The organism is Microcystis sp. LE19-84.1B, assembly GCF_027531875.1.
Classification (GTDB): Bacteria; Cyanobacteriota; Cyanobacteriia; order Cyanobacteriales; family Microcystaceae; genus Microcystis; species Microcystis panniformis.
The window spans coordinates 1-18,679 of sequence record NZ_JAPZSR010000442.1 but is presented as its reverse complement, the minus strand read 5'-3'; the positions used below and the strand labels follow the sequence as shown (position 1 = coordinate 18,679).

Annotated in this window: 19 protein-coding genes and 1 pseudogene; 8 read left to right on the top strand and 12 right to left on the bottom strand. The window is 42.1% G+C overall.

The window, feature by feature from the left end; all coding sequences use genetic code 11:
• Positions 1–124: 124 nt before the first annotated feature.
• The 8 genes from O9324_RS25000 to O9324_RS24965 all read right to left on the bottom strand — a co-directional run bounded on the left by O9324_RS25000 (position 125) and on the right by O9324_RS24965 (position 6,660).
• Positions 125–385 (bottom strand): ribbon-helix-helix domain-containing protein, encoded by a 261-nt coding sequence (locus O9324_RS25000; protein ID WP_288141616.1) that lies wholly within the window; start codon positions 383–385, stop codon positions 125–127.
• 364 nt (positions 386–749) lie between these two features.
• A complete protein-coding gene (locus O9324_RS24995; RefSeq protein WP_288141615.1) occupies positions 750–2,798 on the bottom strand; it encodes an SUMF1/EgtB/PvdO family nonheme iron enzyme in 2,049 nt (682 codons plus the stop codon).
• A gap of 186 nt (positions 2,799–2,984) precedes the next feature.
• Positions 2,985–3,194, bottom strand: a complete 210-nt coding sequence (locus O9324_RS24990) for a BrnA antitoxin family protein (RefSeq protein ID WP_081417880.1) — start codon at positions 3,192–3,194, stop codon at positions 2,985–2,987.
• A 4-nt stretch (positions 3,195–3,198) separates the two neighbouring features.
• Entirely contained in the window at positions 3,199–3,477 is a 279-nt protein-coding gene (locus O9324_RS24985; RefSeq protein ID WP_288141614.1) for a BrnT family toxin, read from the bottom strand.
• A 278-nt stretch (positions 3,478–3,755) separates the two neighbouring features.
• Positions 3,756–4,523: a PP2C family serine/threonine-protein phosphatase gene (locus tag O9324_RS24980; protein ID WP_288141613.1), complete on the bottom strand. Its 768-nt coding sequence runs from the start codon at positions 4,521–4,523 to the stop codon at positions 3,756–3,758.
• Between the two features lie 13 nt (positions 4,524–4,536).
• On the bottom strand, positions 4,537–5,193 hold the full coding sequence (locus tag O9324_RS24975; protein ID WP_288141612.1) for a vWA domain-containing protein: 657 nt from the start codon (positions 5,191–5,193) through the stop codon (positions 4,537–4,539).
• A 335-nt stretch (positions 5,194–5,528) separates the two neighbouring features.
• On the bottom strand, positions 5,529–5,870 hold the full coding sequence (locus O9324_RS24970) for a thioredoxin family protein (RefSeq protein ID WP_288141611.1): 342 nt from the start codon (positions 5,868–5,870) through the stop codon (positions 5,529–5,531).
• 88 nt (positions 5,871–5,958) lie between these two features.
• Positions 5,959–6,660 carry an NnrU family protein gene (locus tag O9324_RS24965; protein ID WP_016514591.1) on the bottom strand — a complete coding sequence of 234 codons (702 nt, stop codon included), beginning with the start codon at positions 6,658–6,660 and terminating at the stop codon, positions 5,959–5,961.
• A 186-nt stretch (positions 6,661–6,846) separates the two neighbouring features.
• Here O9324_RS24965 and O9324_RS24960 point away from each other — a divergent pair, with 186 nt between their 5' ends.
• The 4 genes from O9324_RS24960 (at position 6,847) to O9324_RS24940 (ending at position 10,261) form a co-directional block, all read left to right on the top strand.
• Positions 6,847–7,146 carry a (2Fe-2S) ferredoxin domain-containing protein gene (locus O9324_RS24960; protein ID WP_287628371.1) on the top strand — a complete coding sequence of 100 codons (300 nt, stop codon included), beginning with the start codon at positions 6,847–6,849 and terminating at the stop codon, positions 7,144–7,146.
• A 204-nt stretch (positions 7,147–7,350) separates the two neighbouring features.
• Entirely contained in the window at positions 7,351–8,217 is an 867-nt protein-coding gene (locus tag O9324_RS24955; RefSeq protein ID WP_287628369.1) for a response regulator, read from the top strand.
• A complete protein-coding gene (locus O9324_RS24950; RefSeq protein WP_002752661.1) occupies positions 8,214–8,504 on the top strand; it encodes a circadian clock KaiB family protein in 291 nt (96 codons plus the stop codon). The genes O9324_RS24955 and O9324_RS24950 overlap by 4 nt, the downstream gene beginning before the upstream one ends.
• 563 nt (positions 8,505–9,067) lie before the next feature.
• Positions 9,068–10,261, top strand: a complete 1,194-nt coding sequence (locus tag O9324_RS24940) for an NAD(P)/FAD-dependent oxidoreductase (RefSeq protein ID WP_288141610.1) — start codon at positions 9,068–9,070, stop codon at positions 10,259–10,261.
• On the opposite strand, the gene O9324_RS24935 is transcribed toward O9324_RS24940, so the two are convergent.
• On the bottom strand, positions 10,241–10,660 hold the full coding sequence (locus tag O9324_RS24935) for a GAF domain-containing protein (protein ID WP_288141609.1): 420 nt from the start codon (positions 10,658–10,660) through the stop codon (positions 10,241–10,243). The genes O9324_RS24940 and O9324_RS24935 overlap by 21 nt on opposite strands.
• 203 nt (positions 10,661–10,863) lie before the next feature.
• On the opposite strand from O9324_RS24935, the gene O9324_RS24930 reads away from it, so the two are divergent.
• The gene (locus tag O9324_RS24930; RefSeq protein ID WP_288141608.1) at positions 10,864–12,204 is read left to right on the top strand and encodes a ParA family protein; all 1,341 of its coding nucleotides are present in this window, start codon (positions 10,864–10,866) and stop codon (positions 12,202–12,204) included.
• Entirely contained in the window at positions 12,201–12,914 is a 714-nt protein-coding gene (locus tag O9324_RS24925) for a Rho termination factor N-terminal domain-containing protein (protein WP_288141607.1), read from the top strand. Before O9324_RS24930 ends, O9324_RS24925 begins: the two co-directional genes overlap by 4 nt.
• Positions 12,915–13,271: 357 nt before the next feature.
• On the opposite strand, the gene O9324_RS24920 is transcribed toward O9324_RS24925, so the two are convergent.
• On the bottom strand, positions 13,272–13,988 hold the full coding sequence (locus O9324_RS24920; protein WP_288141606.1) for a lysophospholipid acyltransferase family protein: 717 nt from the start codon (positions 13,986–13,988) through the stop codon (positions 13,272–13,274).
• A gap of 155 nt (positions 13,989–14,143) precedes the next feature.
• Here O9324_RS24920 and metG point away from each other — a divergent pair, with 155 nt between their 5' ends.
• On the top strand, positions 14,144–15,757 hold the full coding sequence (gene metG, locus O9324_RS24915; RefSeq protein ID WP_288141605.1) for a methionine--tRNA ligase: 1,614 nt from the start codon (positions 14,144–14,146) through the stop codon (positions 15,755–15,757).
• A gap of 100 nt (positions 15,758–15,857) precedes the next feature.
• Positions 15,858–16,463, top strand: coding sequence for a LabA-like NYN domain-containing protein (locus tag O9324_RS24910; protein ID WP_002743578.1), 606 nt, complete (start codon positions 15,858–15,860; stop codon positions 16,461–16,463).
• A gap of 473 nt (positions 16,464–16,936) precedes the next feature.
• On the opposite strand, the gene O9324_RS24905 is transcribed toward O9324_RS24910, so the two are convergent.
• Both O9324_RS24905 and O9324_RS24900 read right to left on the bottom strand, forming a co-directional pair.
• The gene (locus O9324_RS24905; protein WP_288141604.1) at positions 16,937–18,133 is read right to left on the bottom strand and encodes a DNA double-strand break repair nuclease NurA; all 1,197 of its coding nucleotides are present in this window, start codon (positions 18,131–18,133) and stop codon (positions 16,937–16,939) included.
• Between the two features lie 88 nt (positions 18,134–18,221).
• Positions 18,222–18,512 (bottom strand): annotated as a pseudogene (locus O9324_RS24900) (ImmA/IrrE family metallo-endopeptidase); the annotation flags it as partial.
• Between the last annotated feature and the right edge of the window lie 167 nt (positions 18,513–18,679).

Here is an 18,679-nt window from a genome sequence, read left to right as displayed (position 1 = left end):
TGACACTTTTTGTAAAATTTTCTGAATAGTTTTTCACCTGCTTCAATATTTACTACTAAAAAATAATCGGCAATCTTGTTTAAATCTTGACTGGCTGAAGGCGCAATAATATAACGATTCATAATTATTTTTGTTGCGCTTTTTTAAATTTTTCGAGTATATCATTTATGACCTTTTCTCCATCTAATCCCTCTCCATTATCTAATTCTGCTATGGCAACGTCAATTTGTTGACGAGTTTCTTCTACCCATTGTAAGTAATCTTGATCGAGGATTTCTAGCAAGTAAAAAGCGGTATATATGACTTGTTCTGAATTATTAAATCTGCCACTTTTTAACTGTTTTTCGATAAATTGTTCTTGATTTGGTTTTAGTTGAATATTCATGATGATTTTTGTAAGGTTAAGGGTTAAGTCGAGTGTCCTGTTTCATTTTACTACAAGCATTAGCTAAAATAGGTTAGTAGAGCGTAGGTTGGGTTGAACGATAGTGAAACCCAACACTTTTAAAGAATTGGGTTGGGTTTCGTTCCTCAACCCAACCTACGGCTCAAAAAAATCGACCCGCCTAAGTCAGTAGAGCGTAGGTTGGGTTGAACGATAGTGAAACCCAACACTTTTAAATAATTGGGTTGGGTTTCGTTCCTCAACCCAACCTTGTATATTGAGAGAGGTGGTAGATCGACCCGCCTAAGGACGGGAAAAAGAGAAAAATTGAAAAAAGTAAAAAAGGGTAAAAAGAAAATAAGGGTTACAGAGTCCTCCCAGCACCGCACACCACCCGAAAACCGACGCTGCTGTAGTGGACGTCGCGGCGGAAGACGTTGAGGACGATGCCGTCGTAGCGGGAAGCGGAACGGCAGTTAGCAGGAGGATTGACCCAGGAACCGCCCCGCAGTAGCTTAAGATTATTATCATTTGTTAGCCAAGCACTTCCATCACTTGGCGCATTTTTATAGCTATTATGCCAATTATCTTCGCACCACTCCCAAACATTGCCACTCATGTCATATAGTCCCCAAGCATTGGGCTTTTTCTGACCCACAGGATGAGTTGTATCTTGAGAATTTCCGTTATACCAAGCATAATCTCCTAACTGATTAGCATCATCACCAAAATAATAGCGAGTGGTAGTTCCCGCACGACAAGCATATTCCCATTCCGCTTCTGTCGGTAGGCGATAGGTTTTACCTGTTATTTGACTCAATTTTTTACAAAAAGCTTGAGCGTCGTCCCAGCTAACCTGTTCTACCGGATTTTGCGGATTGTTTGCAAAATTAGAGGGAGTTGTTCCCATTACTGCTTCATATTGTGCCTGAGTAATTGGATATTTCCCAATCGCAAAACTGTTTACTTTAACTAGGTGTTGATACTTTTCCCAACTTTCAGCATCGGGATCACTGTCAGGAGATCCCATGAGAAATTGACCTGCTGGTAAGTTCACCATTTTTAGTGTTAGTCCGTTGGGTAAGTTTTCTGTAAATGGGGTTGGCTTTGTAAACCTGACAGATGGAGAACTTGAAGTACGAGGTGAAGGAGGAGTAGGAGTAGAATTCTGACGAAAAAACTGAACCAAAATATTACTGGCGACTGTCCCTACTGTAACTAATCCCAAATTTATTAAAACTTTACGCCGCGACCATCGTTGAGGAGGTATAGGTGCAGAAGGTGATTTAATCGATACTGGACGAGGTGGTGGCGATACTGGACGAGGTGGTGGCGAAGAGTGCGATGGAATGGGTACTTTAGGTAGGGGTTTAGGTGTCACAGGAGCGATACTTTTACCCGGAAAAATATCAACCTTTAAATTACTGGATCGCTCACACCAATAACACTTTCCGTAACTGCGGTTGTAGTAATGACTATCAATTTTGCCACATTGTATAACCTCATTTAATGCAACCTCCAAAGTACCGCGCCATTCCTCAGCCGTCGGTCGTCTGTGGGGGAATTTATGTCCATCATTGAAACAACGCAAAAATAAAGCGTGTAAGTCGCGATGTAAAATATTTAATGGTATAGTATTATCACTAGGTACAACCAATTTATCAGCAGAAAAAGGCCAGAGTCCCCGTCGAATTAGTTCCGATGGTTTTGGCGAATCTCCTGCTCCTTTCCACACTCCTTGAAAGGGCTGCCCGCTAAATAGTAGATAATAAATAACAACTCCTAATCGAAAGCGATCATGCACTTCTGTTTGATCTACATCTGCTATATTCACTCCAATTAATTCCGCCGGTGTAAATCCTTCTGAGCCAACTAAACACCGATATATTTTACCGCTATAGGGATCTGATACTTGAAATGAATCTGTGTCAATAATTGTAGGTAACGCCCGATTATTTACTAAGATATTTGCTAGCTTGATGTCTCCCAAAACATAACCTTTAAGGTGAATTGCTTGGATGATAGCGGCTATATTCCGCGCTACTACATGAAGAAAATACCAATTAGTTTCTAACTTGTATTGTTTTCTCAATTTGCGCGTACAAAGCTTTAATAATGTTTCTGAACCAACCACTTCTGGCATTAAAAAACCAACGATTTCTCCCCGGTTATCTTCCAAGATAGAATAGGGCCAAGCGAAGGAAATATGGTTAAGATGAGCATTAGGATCCCCAGGCCGATTTCTCACCATTAACTGTAATTTATCAACCCTTTCATTATGGGGATTGTGGTAGATTTTCGCTAAGTACCCATTAAAGTTAGTGTGCCATACTTTCGCTTCGCCACTGTTGGCCAATTCTTGCGTCAGGGTAATCAGACGATTTTGTAGTTGACAGCGATAAGTTAAAGACATCAAAAAATCTCCGAGTATTTATGCTGTTCAGTCCCATCGTAGGTTGGGTTGAACGATAGTGAAACCCAACATTTTTTAATAATTAAGTTGGGTTTCGTTCCTCAACCCAACCTACAGATTACTTTTGATAGATTTTTTGCTCACGATTGTTTGGGGTAGATGTAATCAAATCAGGTTCATTGTTTTTTACTGCTGCTGCTGTTCCATCACTTCCCGCAAGATGTAGTTAATTTGTGTCTCATATCCTTTCCCTTGAGCTTTTAACCATTCTAATATATCTTGATCTAGTTGGATGGTTAATTGCTGCTTTGATGTCGAAAAAGATACTGTTTCTTGGGTAAAGAATTCATCACCTAATGGCGGAATATCAGAATAATCGATATTCTCATCCGTCATCGCATCAATTCTCTTCAAGTCGCTTTTGATAGATTTTTTGCTCACGATTGTTTGCCTTTCTCATTGAGATTATACGAGTTTTATTAGAGCGAGGGGTATGGACGATTAAGACAACTCGACCTTTCAATTTGCCAAGCGTAATATATCTTATCTCACCATAAACGAAACGGCTATCCTCGAAGGTAACACATTTACCACCAAAAACTAGCGGTGCATCCTCAAAACTCAGTCCGTGCTTCTCTAAGTTAGCGTCGCTCTTGTCTTGCTCCCATTCGTACTTCATTGTTTGAGGTAGATTCGTTAATATTAGGTTCCAAGGTAGCGCCTTAGTCCCATCGTAGGTTGGGTTGAACGACAGTGAAACCCAACATTTTTTAATAATTGAGTTGGGCCCCGTTCCTCAACCCAACCTACAGATTACTTTTGATATATTTTTTGCTCACGATTGTTTGAGGTAGATTCGTTAATATTAGGTTATCTCGTTCCCAGGTTCTACCTGGGAACGCTCCCTTCAGGTTCTACCTGAATATTACTTTTTGCCAGAGCCAGAAACCGGGTTTCTTAAACAAACCCGGTTTCTAAACAAAAAGCTAGGAGTAAGGTTTTATCATCGGTTGTTAACTTATTTAAATCCTCCCGCTCTAAAAATTCTTTGAGATCTTCCTGCAATGGCGTTTCTGTCTGTTGCAAATATTCCTCTAATGGCTGAAAAAAAGGCGGAAAAGGCTGCCAATTTTTATAATCGATCGATACCTTTTCCACTCCATCCGTCGCCACACAAATAAACGCAACTGGCTCAGTTAAAACTTTTATTTGCATATCCTCCACAGCATTACTAGAAGTAACAAAAGTGGTTTCATTGATATATTCTCCCTTGTCAGGCTGCAACAGTAATTGATAATTTCCCCCCAGAGGTTTGAACACAATAAAACCGTCTCCTATCTGCATCGCCGCTAACCGTTTTGAAGTAACCAAAACAACCAGTAAAGTTGTCGCTAGATCGTTAATGTCTAACCGTTCTTTTTCGGCTTCTTTTTGGAGAATTTGCTGAACATAAGCCAACAGTCGCCGGAATATTTCCTTTAATTCGGCTTCAGTTCCAGTGGCAGCTAATGCTGTTTTTTTGAGATTTTCCTCTAAAAATTGCAGCGCTGCTTTAACTGTTATTTTCGCACCTAAATCCGAATGTTTGGCACTACCGGCCCCATCGGCCACGGCTCCAATCAAAACATCCTGACCCAATAATTTATAAGCACCGTAATCTTGACAGGGTAATCCCGTTTGGATGTGAAAACTACCGACCACTGACTGACATAATGTTCTCCACATAATTAACTGTCCTCTAGGTGGTAATTTGTCCCCAATTCACTGGTGGTAAAGCGATCGCTTCTCCAATTTTACCACCAGAAACTCGTTTCATTGAGTTACTTAACCACTGAAATAAATCCCGAAAATCTAAACCGTTGAGTAACACGGGGGGATTATTAGAAATCTGTTTGAGCTTCTCCATATCAGCACCCTGAACACCTACAGAAAAAAATAAAACCCGATTTTCTGCTTCGGCTTGTTTTACCCGTTGCGCTGCCAGATTCCATTGATCCGTAGGCGCACCATCAGTAATTAAAAATATCCAGGGGCGATAATATTGGATACCATTATTTCTATAAATCGCTTTACGATCTTCGATTAAATCTAAGGCCAATTCAATCGCTTTTCCCATGGGAGTTAAGTCTCCTGCGGTTAAAGTCGGTGGCGTAAATTGGTCAATCCCGACAAAATCTTGCACGGTTTTAACCCCTCCCTTACCAAAGGTGACAATGGCGGTTTCTACACTCAACGTCGCTTGGGTATCCCGCATCACATCCTCCTGAAAGGTTTTGATACCATCATTGAGAGCCTTAATCGGTTCTCCTTGCATTGAACCGGAGGTATCTAGTAGTAGTACCACAGGACAGCGAGTTTCTTGGTTTTCGACAAATTCAGCCACACCAATCGGCATTTTTTTCAAGCCTCCTAAATTTTTGAACTGGGTGAACTATGGGAGTTGTAGCAATTGGGATTATCTACTTTTTGTCCTATTATATTATCTCTGCCAGTCCCATCAGAAAAGGTATCTTTCCCTTAAGCAGGCAGGTGTTAAAAACTATCAGACACCCCCCTTATCAAGGGGGGCAGGGGGGATCGGCACCCCCCTTATTAAGGGGGGATTAAGGGGGGATCGGCACCCTCCTTATCAAGGGGGGATTAAGGGGGGATCGGCACCCTCCTTATTAAGGGGGGATTAAGGGGGGATCGAACCCAAAATATATCTTCAATTTAATTATAACCAGCTACTTAAGCTGAACGCGGGATTTGATTTTTGACTATTAGTTGCAGGGTTTGTTGCAATTCCTCGCGACTGTGAATTTCCTCCAGACGGTGAACGGGAACACCTCGATCGAAGAGAATTAAAGTAGGCAGACTACGCAGACGAAAACTATTAGCTAATTTAAAATTATTATCGGCATTGACACCGACTAATTGAATCGCACCTTGACAGTCATTTTGCCAAGACAAGAGGGTGGGTTGGATTAAACGACATAAACCACACCAAGGAGCCCAAAAATGCACGAGAACCGGACGGGAAGATTCTAAAACTAGCTTAGGGAAGCTCTTTTCGTTGACAGATAGTATCATGTCTAAACGTATTTTATGAAAACTTTATTTTGATATAGAAGCCATTCTACACCAATCGGGATCAACAGGAAAGAGGTTGGGAGCAAAATCACCAATAAATTTTACTTGTTGCTTGCATTAGCCAAGGATGCGCCCACCAGAGGAGTAAAATAAACCCTGTTACTCCTAGATAGGCAGGACGAAGGAATTCTTGCCATTTTAGACTTTGCCGACCATCGATAATCGCTAAAAAGGGAACCACTGAGGTGCGTTCTTTGACCTTTAAAAATGCCTCTCCGTAACGGTTCTCTAACCGGCGATCGCCATGCCAGACGGCAAAAAGATGATGAGCAATTAAACCCAGGGAAGTTAATAGGGTAAAGCTTGTCCCTAACCAGAGGGTATGGGCAATACACCAGATCACCTGTCCTACCATCTGGGGATGACGGGTAACGCGCAGAATGCCGGTTTCGTAGAGATGAACCTGGGGTTTTTGGATAGCGGCGATCTCCAGCAGGTTAAAGGTGGCAGGATAGAGAAAGAAAAAAGAAATGGCCGAAAGTATCCAAACTAGGGTTTTAACTCCGGTTACTCCCTGTACTTGCCAGAGAAGCAAACCATCATAACGATGATTGAAGAAATAAACTACTAAAATTACTGCTAGAGGAATACTCACAAGGGCAAATAATACCCGATACAGTCGCGCACCGATGATAGCTTCTCCCCGCATTCGTAAACTGGCTAATCCGCTATGGGCAACAGCAAAACCCAGTAATAAACCTAACATGATCCAATGACTAGCGAATGCCACTTTTACCCTCTTGATTGACTAAATTTTTCTCCCAATTCTATTTTAAAGATTGATGGTTAATTTTTCAGCCCCCTTTTTTGTGTTGCCAGTATCGGGGATTCGGGGCAAAATAAAACTATACTTCCCCAAAGCCTCTCCCAAGAATATACCCAGGGAACTATCTAATTTTGCAACTTTTTAGGTAATATGTCTTATCCCCAAAAGCGATTTGTGATGGTCTGTCAGCATTCTTCCTGTTTGGTGCAGGGTGCGTCCGAGCTTCTTTTAGCATGGCAAACGGCAACTCTCCCAGAAGATGTCATCGTTATGACCAGTGGTTGTCAAGGACAGTGTAGCACTAGCCCCACGGTGAGGATTATTCCCGAGGAAACTTGGTACTGTCGTGTTAAACCAGAGGATGTCAATCAGATTGTCGAGGAACATTTAAAAAACGGTCAACCGGTTGAGCGTTTACTCCATCCAAGCATTCACGCTCAATGGCAGTAAACTTGATCGTCAATTTTTAAGTGATGCTTCACAATAGTCTTTTTGCTCGTAGGTTAACCGCTTTGAGTGCCTGTGATTTCAGCTTAGTCTATATAAGACTTCGAGATAGCGGGTGCTAGATGGTGATTTTGTCCTTGCGTTTCCCAAAGATGGGCGTACTATGAAAGTAGGGGAAAAAAAGATAATTTTAGCGATCGATTAACAATGACTAGGGATCTCTGTAGGATTTTATTGATAGAGGATGAGCCGACAACTGTTAAATTAATCCAGAGATTGCTGTTAAAGGCCCCCCAATGTTCCTTGGCCGGGGGGTTGACTTTTACCCTCACCCAAGCTCACGATCTAGAGGAAACTGCCGAAAAACTGGCAGGGGAGAAATTTGATATCATCCTCTTAAGCTTGGAAATCTCTGTCCCCCCCGGCTTAAATATTCTAGTCAAAACCAGAGAATTAGCCTCTGATATACCGATAGTGGTTCAAACTACTAGCAATGATGAGAAATTAGTCGTTAAAGCCTTTCAAATGGGTGCTGACGGTTATATTCAGTTAAATAATATCGATAGTAGTCTTTTAGTCTATCAAATTCGTGTGGCGATCGAGCGTCAGCAATATATCCTCAATCTTAAACATCAACAACAGGAAGATGAATTTCGCGAACTGGAACAGTTAATCAAGGGAGGACAAACTAGCATCACGGCGAAAATGTTCGGTTCTGAGGCAATCAGGCAGAGTATCCCCGATATTTTTCAAGAATTAGTCCAAAATTACGGAGAGTTATTAGATTTAGCTTTAGAAGAACAAGCATACAAAGTCGAACATAATCTATCGGAACGACTGCGAAGCTTGGCCGATAAGCTAGGATTCTTAAAAGCTAGTCCTCGCGATGTGGTGGATATTCATACCACCACCCTACGCCAAAAAAATCAGGATGTCACCCTGGCCAAAGCGCAGGCCTACGTTAGCGAAGGTCGTCTCATGGTCTTGGAATTGATGGGTTATCTCGTCTCTTTCTATCGTAAATACTATATCGGTCTCAGCAACATTAAACTGTTCAATAACACGCAATCATGAGTCAATATCTTCTCAAACTCTACATTATGGGCGATTCAAGTAAATCCCAGAGGGCGATCGCCAATATTTTTCGTATCTGTCGCGAGGAGTTATCCGATCTTTATACGGTAGAAATAATTGATGTTCTCGAACAGCCGCAATTAGCGGAACAGGATAAAATTCTCGTAACTCCTACTTTAGTCAAACAACTTCCCCCACCCCTACAAAGAATTATCGGCGATATGTCCAATACTCAAAAGGTTCTCCTCGGTTTGGATGTTATTCCCAAAGACTCCCATCTCAATTAGGATTCACCTAAAAATTCTTCTGGTTAGGTTTTTCCTCGCTCCTAAGCTCTAATCTTAATTTTATCTCAAATGTCGGGGTGAAGACCCTCGCTTTTAACGAGATGAAACTCCAACCAATATAAAACAGCGAAGCACGACTTAAATCTTGACAATCTCTGCTGTATAAGTTAGCCTATAAATAGTTGTTTGAGGTCGATAAACAATGATTATCCTAAGTTTCAGAAAAATAATCGTTCAAATGTTTATTATCTCCAATTCTGTCTAAGCGTTGATATTCGGGAATAGGCAAAACCGCTAGAACCGACTAAAAAATGTGTAGGATTGGATGTAGGTTTAAAAGTTTTCTACGCTAATAGTGATTATGTTTAAAAATTGGTCTTTCGACGATTGGATGAATCATATCCTTTTTCTGGCTACAATTATGGCTTTGCTGACGATTTGGCTGGGTAGATAAATAAAAACATTTTTCTTTCCTCGCTTTACCGAAAATTTGGGTTTAAGGTTCCCCGTCCATTTTATGGCAGGGAGTGTCAAAATAAGAAACAAAACCCTCAGCGATCGATATGACTGACTCAATCCCAAAAATTTGTATTCTCGGTGGTGGTTTTGGTGGACTCTATACTGCTCTACGTTTGAGTCAATTGCCTTGGACCGATCAACACCCCCCCCAAATTACCTTAATTGATAAAAGCGATCGCTTTTTATTTTCTCCCCTTCTCTACGAATTAGTCACCTCAGAACTACAATCCTGGGAAATTGCTCCCCCTTTCAGCGAATTGCTCGCCAATACCCCCGTTAACTTCCAACAGGGAACCGTCACGGCGATCAATATTAATAATCATAAAATAACCCTTGACAATCAAAACGATATATGCTATGACCGCCTCGTGATCGCCCTCGGTGGTCAATCTTCCCTTGAATTCCTACCCGGGGCCAAAACCCACGCTATCCCCTTTCGTAGTCTAGAGGATGCCTATCGTCTTCAGGATCGACTCAAAACCCTAGAAAAATCCGATCGCGATAAAATTCGGGTCGCCATTATCGGGGGCGGTTATAGCGGCGTAGAATTAGCCTGTAAGCTGGCCGATCGCCTCGGAGAAAGGGGAAGAATTCGTCTGATCGAAAGAAACCCCGATATACTTGGCCCTTCAACCCAATTTAACCGCGACACCGCCAAAAAAGCCCTAGAAAAACGTCTAGTTTGGTTAGACCTAGAAACCACCGTCGCCGATATCCAAGCTGATCGCCTCTCCCTTGACTACAAAGGACAGATCGACAATATCCCCGTTGATCTAATTCTCTGGACCGTTAGTCCGATCGCCTCTCCACTGCTCGCTAATTTGCCCATAGCACATAATGAGCGCAAATTACTAAAAGTTAATCAATATTTACAAACTGTCGAAAACTCTAGCATCTACGCGATCGGCGATGCGGCCGATAGTCGCGATCAAGAGGATAAACCCTACGCTGCCACGGCTCAGGTCGCCCTTCAACAGTCCGACTACTGCGCTTGGAATATTTGGGCGAGTTTCCACGATAAACCGGCTTTACCCTTCCGTTATCAACCTTTAGGCGAAATGTTGACCCTCGGAGTCGATGAAGCTACGATTAGCGGTTTAGGACTAGAATTAGCCGGTCCCCTTGCCCATCTTACCCGTCGCTTAGTCTATCTCTACCGTCTGCCCACCCTTAACCATCAAATCGCCGTAGCATTCAACTGGATTACCCAACCGCTTCTATCCCTCATCTCTGAGTAGCGAGTTCAGATATTCCTCCACTAACAAACTATCTCGATCGGTCAATTCCTGACCATCGAGACGGTTTAAAAGCATTACTGCACCAAATAACCGATTATTAACCCTAATTGGCACAGCTAAAGCCGTTTTTATCCCCAAAGCCACCGCTATATCCTGACGGATGCGATTATCTCCTAGGGTTTGTCCCACCACCACCGGACAACTCCCCTGGTAAACCACCGTACACAATCCCGACGTGGCAATATCACCCCTTTTGCCCACAATTGCCTGGGTGTTTTTACCCGCACCCGCACGATAATAAATACCATCACCGTCAAATTCGGCAATGATAACCGTTTCTGTTGGAATTAAACCTAAAATTTCTTCAGCAATGCGATCGAGATTAGTTAATTTTTCCATAATGGTTTAGGGGTTGAGGAAATGGGGTGTTATACTAAATCCGTTGAGTAACCCACAGAAAACGGGTTTCTCGGAGAAACCCGTTTTCTACTCATGCAAAAGGCAAGACGGGGAATAAATAATCAGTTTTTAATAACTGGATTTAGTATTATAATCAAAAAAACAGTAATTCATCAACTTTAGTCTATAGTTTGTGAACTCAAATGAAAGATAACACCCCCAAAGTAAAAAGTCTCAAATCTTATCTTCAGCATTTGCCTCAAGATGCGTCTCAGGCGATCGTTAGCACCAACTTTGCACCTTACCTAATATCATATTTAGGATTTTCAACCACGGAGAGAATTCCAGAGTACGAAACGGGAGGCGGTGGGATTACCGACTTTGCCACTCGGAGAAACCTAGCAAACGATATTTTTTTGCAGACAAAGAGTAATCCTTTTCTGCTGATAGAGTTAAAAGATAGATATACTAACTTAACTGAAAATAGTCCAGGTTATAAGGCAACTGTCAATCAGTTAAAGCGTCAGTTATTAGGGACTAAGTGTCAAGCAGCCCAATGGGGAATTATCACTAACGGTTCACACATCCAGTTATTTAGAAAACATGGTAAAATCATTTTTCCTGCCACTACTTGCATAGAGCTAACCCCTGATAACATTGATGATACTATAGCTCTGATCAAGACAAAAATTGACAACACTCCCAAAGCATTAACGGTTACTGTTTACAATAATAAAGGCGGTGTAGGCAAAACCACCACAACCATAAATCTTGCGGCTATTCTTGCTTTTTTAGGTAAAAAAGTTCTAGTTTTAGACTTTGATTTTAATCAACGAGATTTAACTAAATCTATCCTAAATATGGAACCAGAAGATGGACTACTAGAAAAGGCTTTAACTGACCGTAATATTGATATAAAATCAGTGATTCGTCCCTATATCTACATTTTTCAGACTAAAAAATTAAAAATTACTTTCGATGTTGTTCCTGCTGATAATAAAATAGCAGAGCTTACGGAGTCTGACTATCATCCTCACATGAAAATATCCACTCTCCATAGAAAATTAGACTTAGCTAGATATGAATATGATTACATCTTTATAGATGCAGCTCCCAATTGGCGATTTACTAGCCAGCTGGCTGTTTATGCTGCTGATGTTGTCCTCTTACCCACAAAACATAACAATTCATTCTCCCTTAATAATGCAGCTATTGCCATCAAGGAGTTTCTGCCGCCAATGCAAAAATTAAAAAAAGATGGGACTCCCATAGCCTTACCAATTTTTTTCAACGGTGAGAAGATTACTCAACCACAGTTAGAGATTGCCCAAAAAGAAATTGATCAAATACTAGAAAATGACAAAAACCTTGTACCCTATTTTTATCCCAGATACACTAATGCCAAAAAAGATTTACATATTCACCACCTGCCAGAATACGCTATTATAGCCAGTGCTGCTTTCGCTCGCGTGCCAGCCGTTTATAAACATCGTTCAGTTTATGACTACTACAAAGACTTAGCAAAGGAGTATTTTTTACAATGATGGAATATACCGATATTGGTACTTTGAAGTATCTCTACTTAGATGAAATAGAAATTACCAATGGGACCGATGCTGATAGTTTTTTAATTGAAGTTACTGCCAAACTATTACAGCAGACAGGTGGACGCAATTGGCTGCCTGTAATCGTCAAAGAACTATCAGAGGATCGCTATGAAGTTATCGGCAACTCATTTGTTTATGCTGTGGCTGAAAGGGCTGGACTAGAAAGAATTTGGTGTATTATTGCCGATGGAACAGAAGATGCTAGGAATATATCCAGAGCTTTGGCAAGAGAAGAAACCCCAAAAATAAATCTGTCAACAGCTTCAAGAGAAGAAATTAAATCTGCTTTACAGTTCTTGATTGAACAACCGAATAGCCCAATAAAAACAGTTAAATTAGCTACTGCTACTGCTAGGATTGATGAGGCTCCCCGTCAATTCTGGAAGAGTTTAGACTCAATTGTTGCCCTCAAGTGTGGAATTACAAAAGGGAAGGGATTAGATTTACTCAAAACTGTCTTTTATCTCACTCCTCAATCTCAACAAGATGCAGTGATTGAGGAATTTTCAGAAGAAACTCTCAAACTCAAGACTGTTTCTGAATTAAAGAGTCTAGCCAAAGAAAAGGGAATCGTTGGTTTAAGCAAGATGAAGAAAGCAGAGCTAGTCAGAATATTAGCGCAACAGAAAAAGGACTATCAATTATGAGTTAGGAAGTGGGAAGTATTTTCAGTGAACAGTAAACAGTAATCAGTCGGGGTAGGGTTGATTCATGAATCAACCCTACCTTGAATCAACCCTAGAACGTAGGTTGGGTTGAAGCATGAAACCCAACGCCCGATCATTTTAGGCTACCGCTAACCCATCCTACAAATAATTGTGCCTCCCTACTTATAACAAATCACTCCACTATCAATTATGAATTATGAGTTAGGAAGTGAGAAGTATTTTCAGTGAACAGTGAACAGTAAACAGTAATCAGTGAACTGAAAACTTACATCTGATAACTGATAACTGATAACTGATAACTGATAACTGATTCAAGGCTGCCTCCTGTCTGCTGACTTAGCCTTTCAGCAATAAATCGCTAATTTCCGACTGACAATGACCAATTAAACGGTTAAGGGCTTTTTTTCCTTGTTTACCTTGATAATCTGAGCGATCGCTCTCAGTAATTCCGTAGGGACGACCGATCGCCACCTTGACACGATGATAAAATACAACAGGATGCCAACCATCTTGATCGAATAAAGGTTCTGTGGTATCTAACCAGCGCAGCAAACGCACGGGAAAAGGACTAATAGCAGTTTCCGACTCGGAGAGAATAGCCACAGGTAAGACCGATAGATTCTCCACGGGACAACGCAGGGCTAAATGGGCAAATCCGCTTTGAAAACGGCTAATTTGACGAGGAGCAGTCAAATTTAACATCGGCGATCCACCTTCCGGAAATAAACCGATCCATTGTCCAGACTGTAAAAAATCCGTTGCTTGCCGAAAAAAAGTCCGGTGGCGTTTTTCAGGGGTATCAAAGGGAAAACAGCCCAATTCTCCGATTAATTCCCGCAAAAGCGGCGTTTTTCCCATGTAGTGATGACAGGCGATCGGGAGAGTTTTGCCCAAAGCTTGAATTAAAATCGGCGCGTCCAAAAAGCTGCGATGGTTACTTACCACGATCGCCACTCCTTGGCTGGGTAGATTTTCTTGACCGACGGTAAACAGACTCGTGCGTGTGGTATCAAGAATTAAACGAGAGGTGGATAGGGGGGTAAGCAGCGTCATGGAAAAAAAAAATCGGCCTTAAGATTGTTTTTATTGACTTAGATCACAACTAAAGGATAAAACAGAATTAGAGGATCATAAAATATCGGGATTATCTCCCAATCATCTACGGATCAGCCTTACGGCGGCCTCGTCTATTTAAAAAAATAAATTTCATGAATGATTTGAATGAGCGAAAAACATTTGCTTTAACAACACCCCTTTATTATGTCAACGACATCCCTCACATCGGTAGTGCTTACACGACGATCGTAGCGGATGTTATGGCACGATGGAAGCGGTTACAGGGCAATTCTGTTCTCCTAATCACAGGAACCGACGAACACGGACAGAAAATCGAACGGACTGCGGCAGCCAAAGGACTCAATCCCCAAGAACAATGCGATCGCATTGTCACCAGTTTTGCCAATCTCTGGGCAAAGCTACAGATCCAGTATGATCGCTTTAGTCGTACCACTGCCCCCCGTCATCAGGCAATTGTTAACGAATTTTTTGAAAGAGTCTGGGAAAAGGGCGATATCTATCTTGATCGCCAACAGGGTTGGTATTGCGTTGCCTGTGAAGAATTTAAGGAAAAAAGAGAACTGTTAGATAATGGCTGTTGTCCCATTCATACTAACCTGGCCGCCGAATGGCGCGACGAGGAAAACTATTTTTTCCGTCTCTCTAAATACCAAGCACAACTAGAACAACTTTACCAAGAGCAACCCAATTTTATTCAACCAGAAAGCCGACGTAATGAGGTTCTCAACTTCGTCAACCAAGGACTACAGGATTTCTCTATCTCTAGGGTTAATGTCGCTTGGGGGTTTCCTATTCCCCACGATGGTCAGCATACCATCTACGTCTGGTTTGATGCCCTTCTTGGCTATGTTACCGCCCTTCTCGACCCCGAAGACGAACCCACCCTAGAAAATGCCTTGGCCAAATGGTGGCCGATCGATCTGCATCTGATCGGTAAAGATATATTAAGATTCCATGCCATTTATTGGCCAGCTATGCTAATGTCGGCGGGTTTACCCTTGCCTAAAAGAGTATTCGGCCACGGCTTTTTGACCAAAGATGGGCGTAAAATGGGCAAAAGTCTCGGTAATACCCTCGATCCCTTCGATTTGGTTGATCGCTATGGAGCCGATGCCGTCCGTTACTATTTCGTTAAAGAGATTGAATTAGGACAGGATGGCGATTTTCAGGAAACCAGATTTGTTAATATTCTTAACGCGGATTTAGCCAACGATTTAGGCAACCTCCTCAATCGCACCCTAGGCATGGTCAAAAAATACTGCCAAAATATCCCCCCCCAGTTGACTGGCGTAGATATCCCCAACGACAATCGTCTTAAGAATATGGGGATCAATCTAGGGGTTATTGTTGAACAGAAGTATGATGCGCTACAATTTAATCAAGCCTGTGAGGAAATATTGGCGTTAATTCGCGCTAGTAACAAGTTTATCGATGAGAGTGCGCCCTGGAGTTTATTTAAACAGAAACAACAAGCAGCGGTAGAACAAGTCCTCTACGCAGTTTTGGAATCCGTAAGACTCTCTGCCTACCTACTCTCACCGATAATACCGACCTTGAGCAGTAAAATTTATCAACAACTAGGTTTTGTTATTGATTTTAATACTTTCAGGTCGGAGGATGGGGAAAACTCCCCTGATGGTGTCTCTTTTTCCCAACACTGTCAATGGGGATTACCCACAAATCCACAACTAGGAACACCTGAACCGATCTTTTCTAAACTAGAACTGCCGTTAAACGATTCCTAAAGGAATTTTTTGATAACTCTATTTTTTAAGGTCTGTTGTCCTTTGGGATACAACTGGCAAACACCCAACACTAAACTTTTAACAAACGAGGAAAAATAAAATGTTTGATGATTATGACACGGCCCCAGTCTTCACCCCCGAACAAGTGCTAGAAAATCGCGGTCGTGTGGCGATTTTCATCGATGGTTCTAATTTATTTTATGCGGCTCTGCAATTAGGTATCGAAATTGACTACACCAAATTACTTTGTCGTTTAACTGCTGGTTCTCGTCTCTTGCGCGCCTTCTTTTATACTGGAGTTGATCGCACTAACGAAAAACAGCAGGGATTTCTCCTCTGGATGCGTCGCAACGGTTATCGAGTCATCGCTAAAGATCTAGTACAATTACCCGATGGTTCCAAAAAAGCCAATCTCGACGTGGAAATCGCCGTGGATTTAATGGCGCTAGTCGGTTCCTATGATACCGCAGTCATTGTCAGTGGTGATGGGGATTTGGCCTATGCTGCCGATTCCGTCAGTTACCGCGGTGCGCGAGTGGAAGTGGTTAGTTTGCGATCGATGACCAGTGATAGTTTAATTAATGTAGCCGATCGCTATGTTGATCTAGATCAAATCAAAGAAGAAATTCAAAAAACTAGCAAACATCACGTTAGTTATAATAATTTCCCCGTCAGCGTCTTAGACCAAGATCGTAGCAGTCGCTAGACAAATTCGGCAAAAATCAAGTTTAAGGTGGGTAATTCCCACCTTTTTCAGTTATCAGTGACCAGTTATCAGTTATCAGTTATCAGTTATCAGTGACCACTCCCCATCTCCCATCTCCCCCGCAACGCGCACGAAGTGGTCTCCCATCTCCCTGCTCCCAGTCTCCTGACTTGAAAATAGAAGCTGAAATAACGCAAAGAGGCACTCCTGCAAGTGGAGTGACTCTTAAATTATTACAGATGTATCAGCAGCTGCGTGTAAGCATCCCACCGAAAAACTAATGCGCGGGGGGTTTGGGGGCGGCGCCACGCCCCCAACGGGGGGGTTGGGGGGTAGAACCCCCCAAAGACTTGGATTGAGTGATAAAATCGGAAGTAATACGGCCATCCCTTGAGTATGGGCTACATATCAAGAGAGGCACTCACGCAATAACTGGATTTAGCATAACCACTCCCCATCTGCTGCCTCCTCAATTAAGCGATACTACTGCGTTTTCTAGCTTCCTTATAAGATGTTCCCACATCCTGTAAACCGACTTTAATCATCTGTTGTTCCAAAAGGGCAAAAAAACGCAAGCGATCGCCACCTTTAATCACCGCTAAATTGTGCGCTTCCGCTAAGGCGATCGGATAACCATAACCTTTTAACACCTGGGCCAGTAAAATACTCAAAGAGCGATCGAGTAATTCTCCCTCCTCCACCACCCAAGCAGGAACCTCTACCCTAGCGATTTCCGTCCCCACATGGAGATAACAGAAGTAAATGCGATGTTCATCCCCATAAAGATCGAGTATCTTCAAAGAACTGCGCCAAAAAGGACTTCTTTGCCCCGGTTCCAATAAATAACCCCAGAGAGAAGCATCCCGGAGAGGATCGACAACGCGACAAGGAGTTTTTTCTGGGTCTAAATCACCGCAATTGATCAGGCAATTGGGAGTATCATGGGGACAAGATTGTAAACGCAGGAAATTTAAGCCTTCCGTGCTACGAGAAGCACTAATATAACCCATAAGCGGGATTTTAGCCGAGCGCAAATCGTCCCAAGACTGAAAAATCGGTGGCAAAATTAAATCTTTTGCTTCCGGGGGGAGACTATCGATAAACCAATAGATCAAAGAACCATCCACAAGGGCTAAATTTGGTTCATAATGGGCGCCGGGGGGTTTTACCCAACGAGTAGCCATTTCCGCTAACATTTGGCTTTCTAATACCGTCCGACGATAACTCATCCACTCATCCACGCGAATACCCCACTGTTTAGAAATGTAGAGGTCTTCCGATTTGTAATAGACTTCGGGGATGCTATCAAGGAGCGGGTGTAAATTTTGGCCATAGTGCAACATGATCCTACCGATATTAATTAGATAACAGTAGGCGATTTCGTGGTGAGAAGGGGCAATTTGGGAACCATCCGTGGCAAAAACGCTATGACTTTCGGGAGCAGGAAGGATAGTAACGCGGGTGTCGAGAGGTTCGATCGGTAGCGCGACGGAGAAAATTAGGCGATCGTGCCAGTTATGATAGAGTTCTAGCAGTTTTTCCTGTTGCTGTTGAGCCTGTTCTAAAAGAATTTTAGCCCGTTGCACTCGCTCACGACTAGCTGCCACTTCCTGTTGAAAATGTTGACTAATCCCTGGCATTTTTGCCGCTAATTTCGCAAGATCGAGCATAACTATCCTCTCCCTGACTTTTTTTGATTTTATCGCAATTTTGTTAGTTATTGTCAAATTTATCCATAGTAATCTCCGCTTACAGCAGTTATCTCAAGGGTGAGATAGGAAGTTTTCCTTTTGGGGAGTCGCTCGTCAATACCAAAAAGGAATCCTGCCTATTTAGACAATATTTGTCCTTGAGATCATTACAGTTTTGATAAGAAATAATTTGCTCATGTTGCATTCTACCAACAATAATACCAGGGTGTATTCCTAGTTGTTCGGCAAATTGATTAATAGCTTTTCTATTCAGAGAATTATTGGCGATAAATCTCTGCCAATCTCCAGTATCAATTAAGAAATTAGCCGCAAAAATATCCGCCTCTTTTTCTTTAATTAGAACTCTTGCAAATTAATTATATGTTATAACTGGACTTCCCCCGTATAAACATACTAGCTATGGCTAAAAGTCTTACAGAGCCTGAGTTCAAGCAATGAAATACTAATGAACTACTGGACACAAAATCCTGAAGTTCTTACGCCGATAGGGTTTGAGGCAAAAAT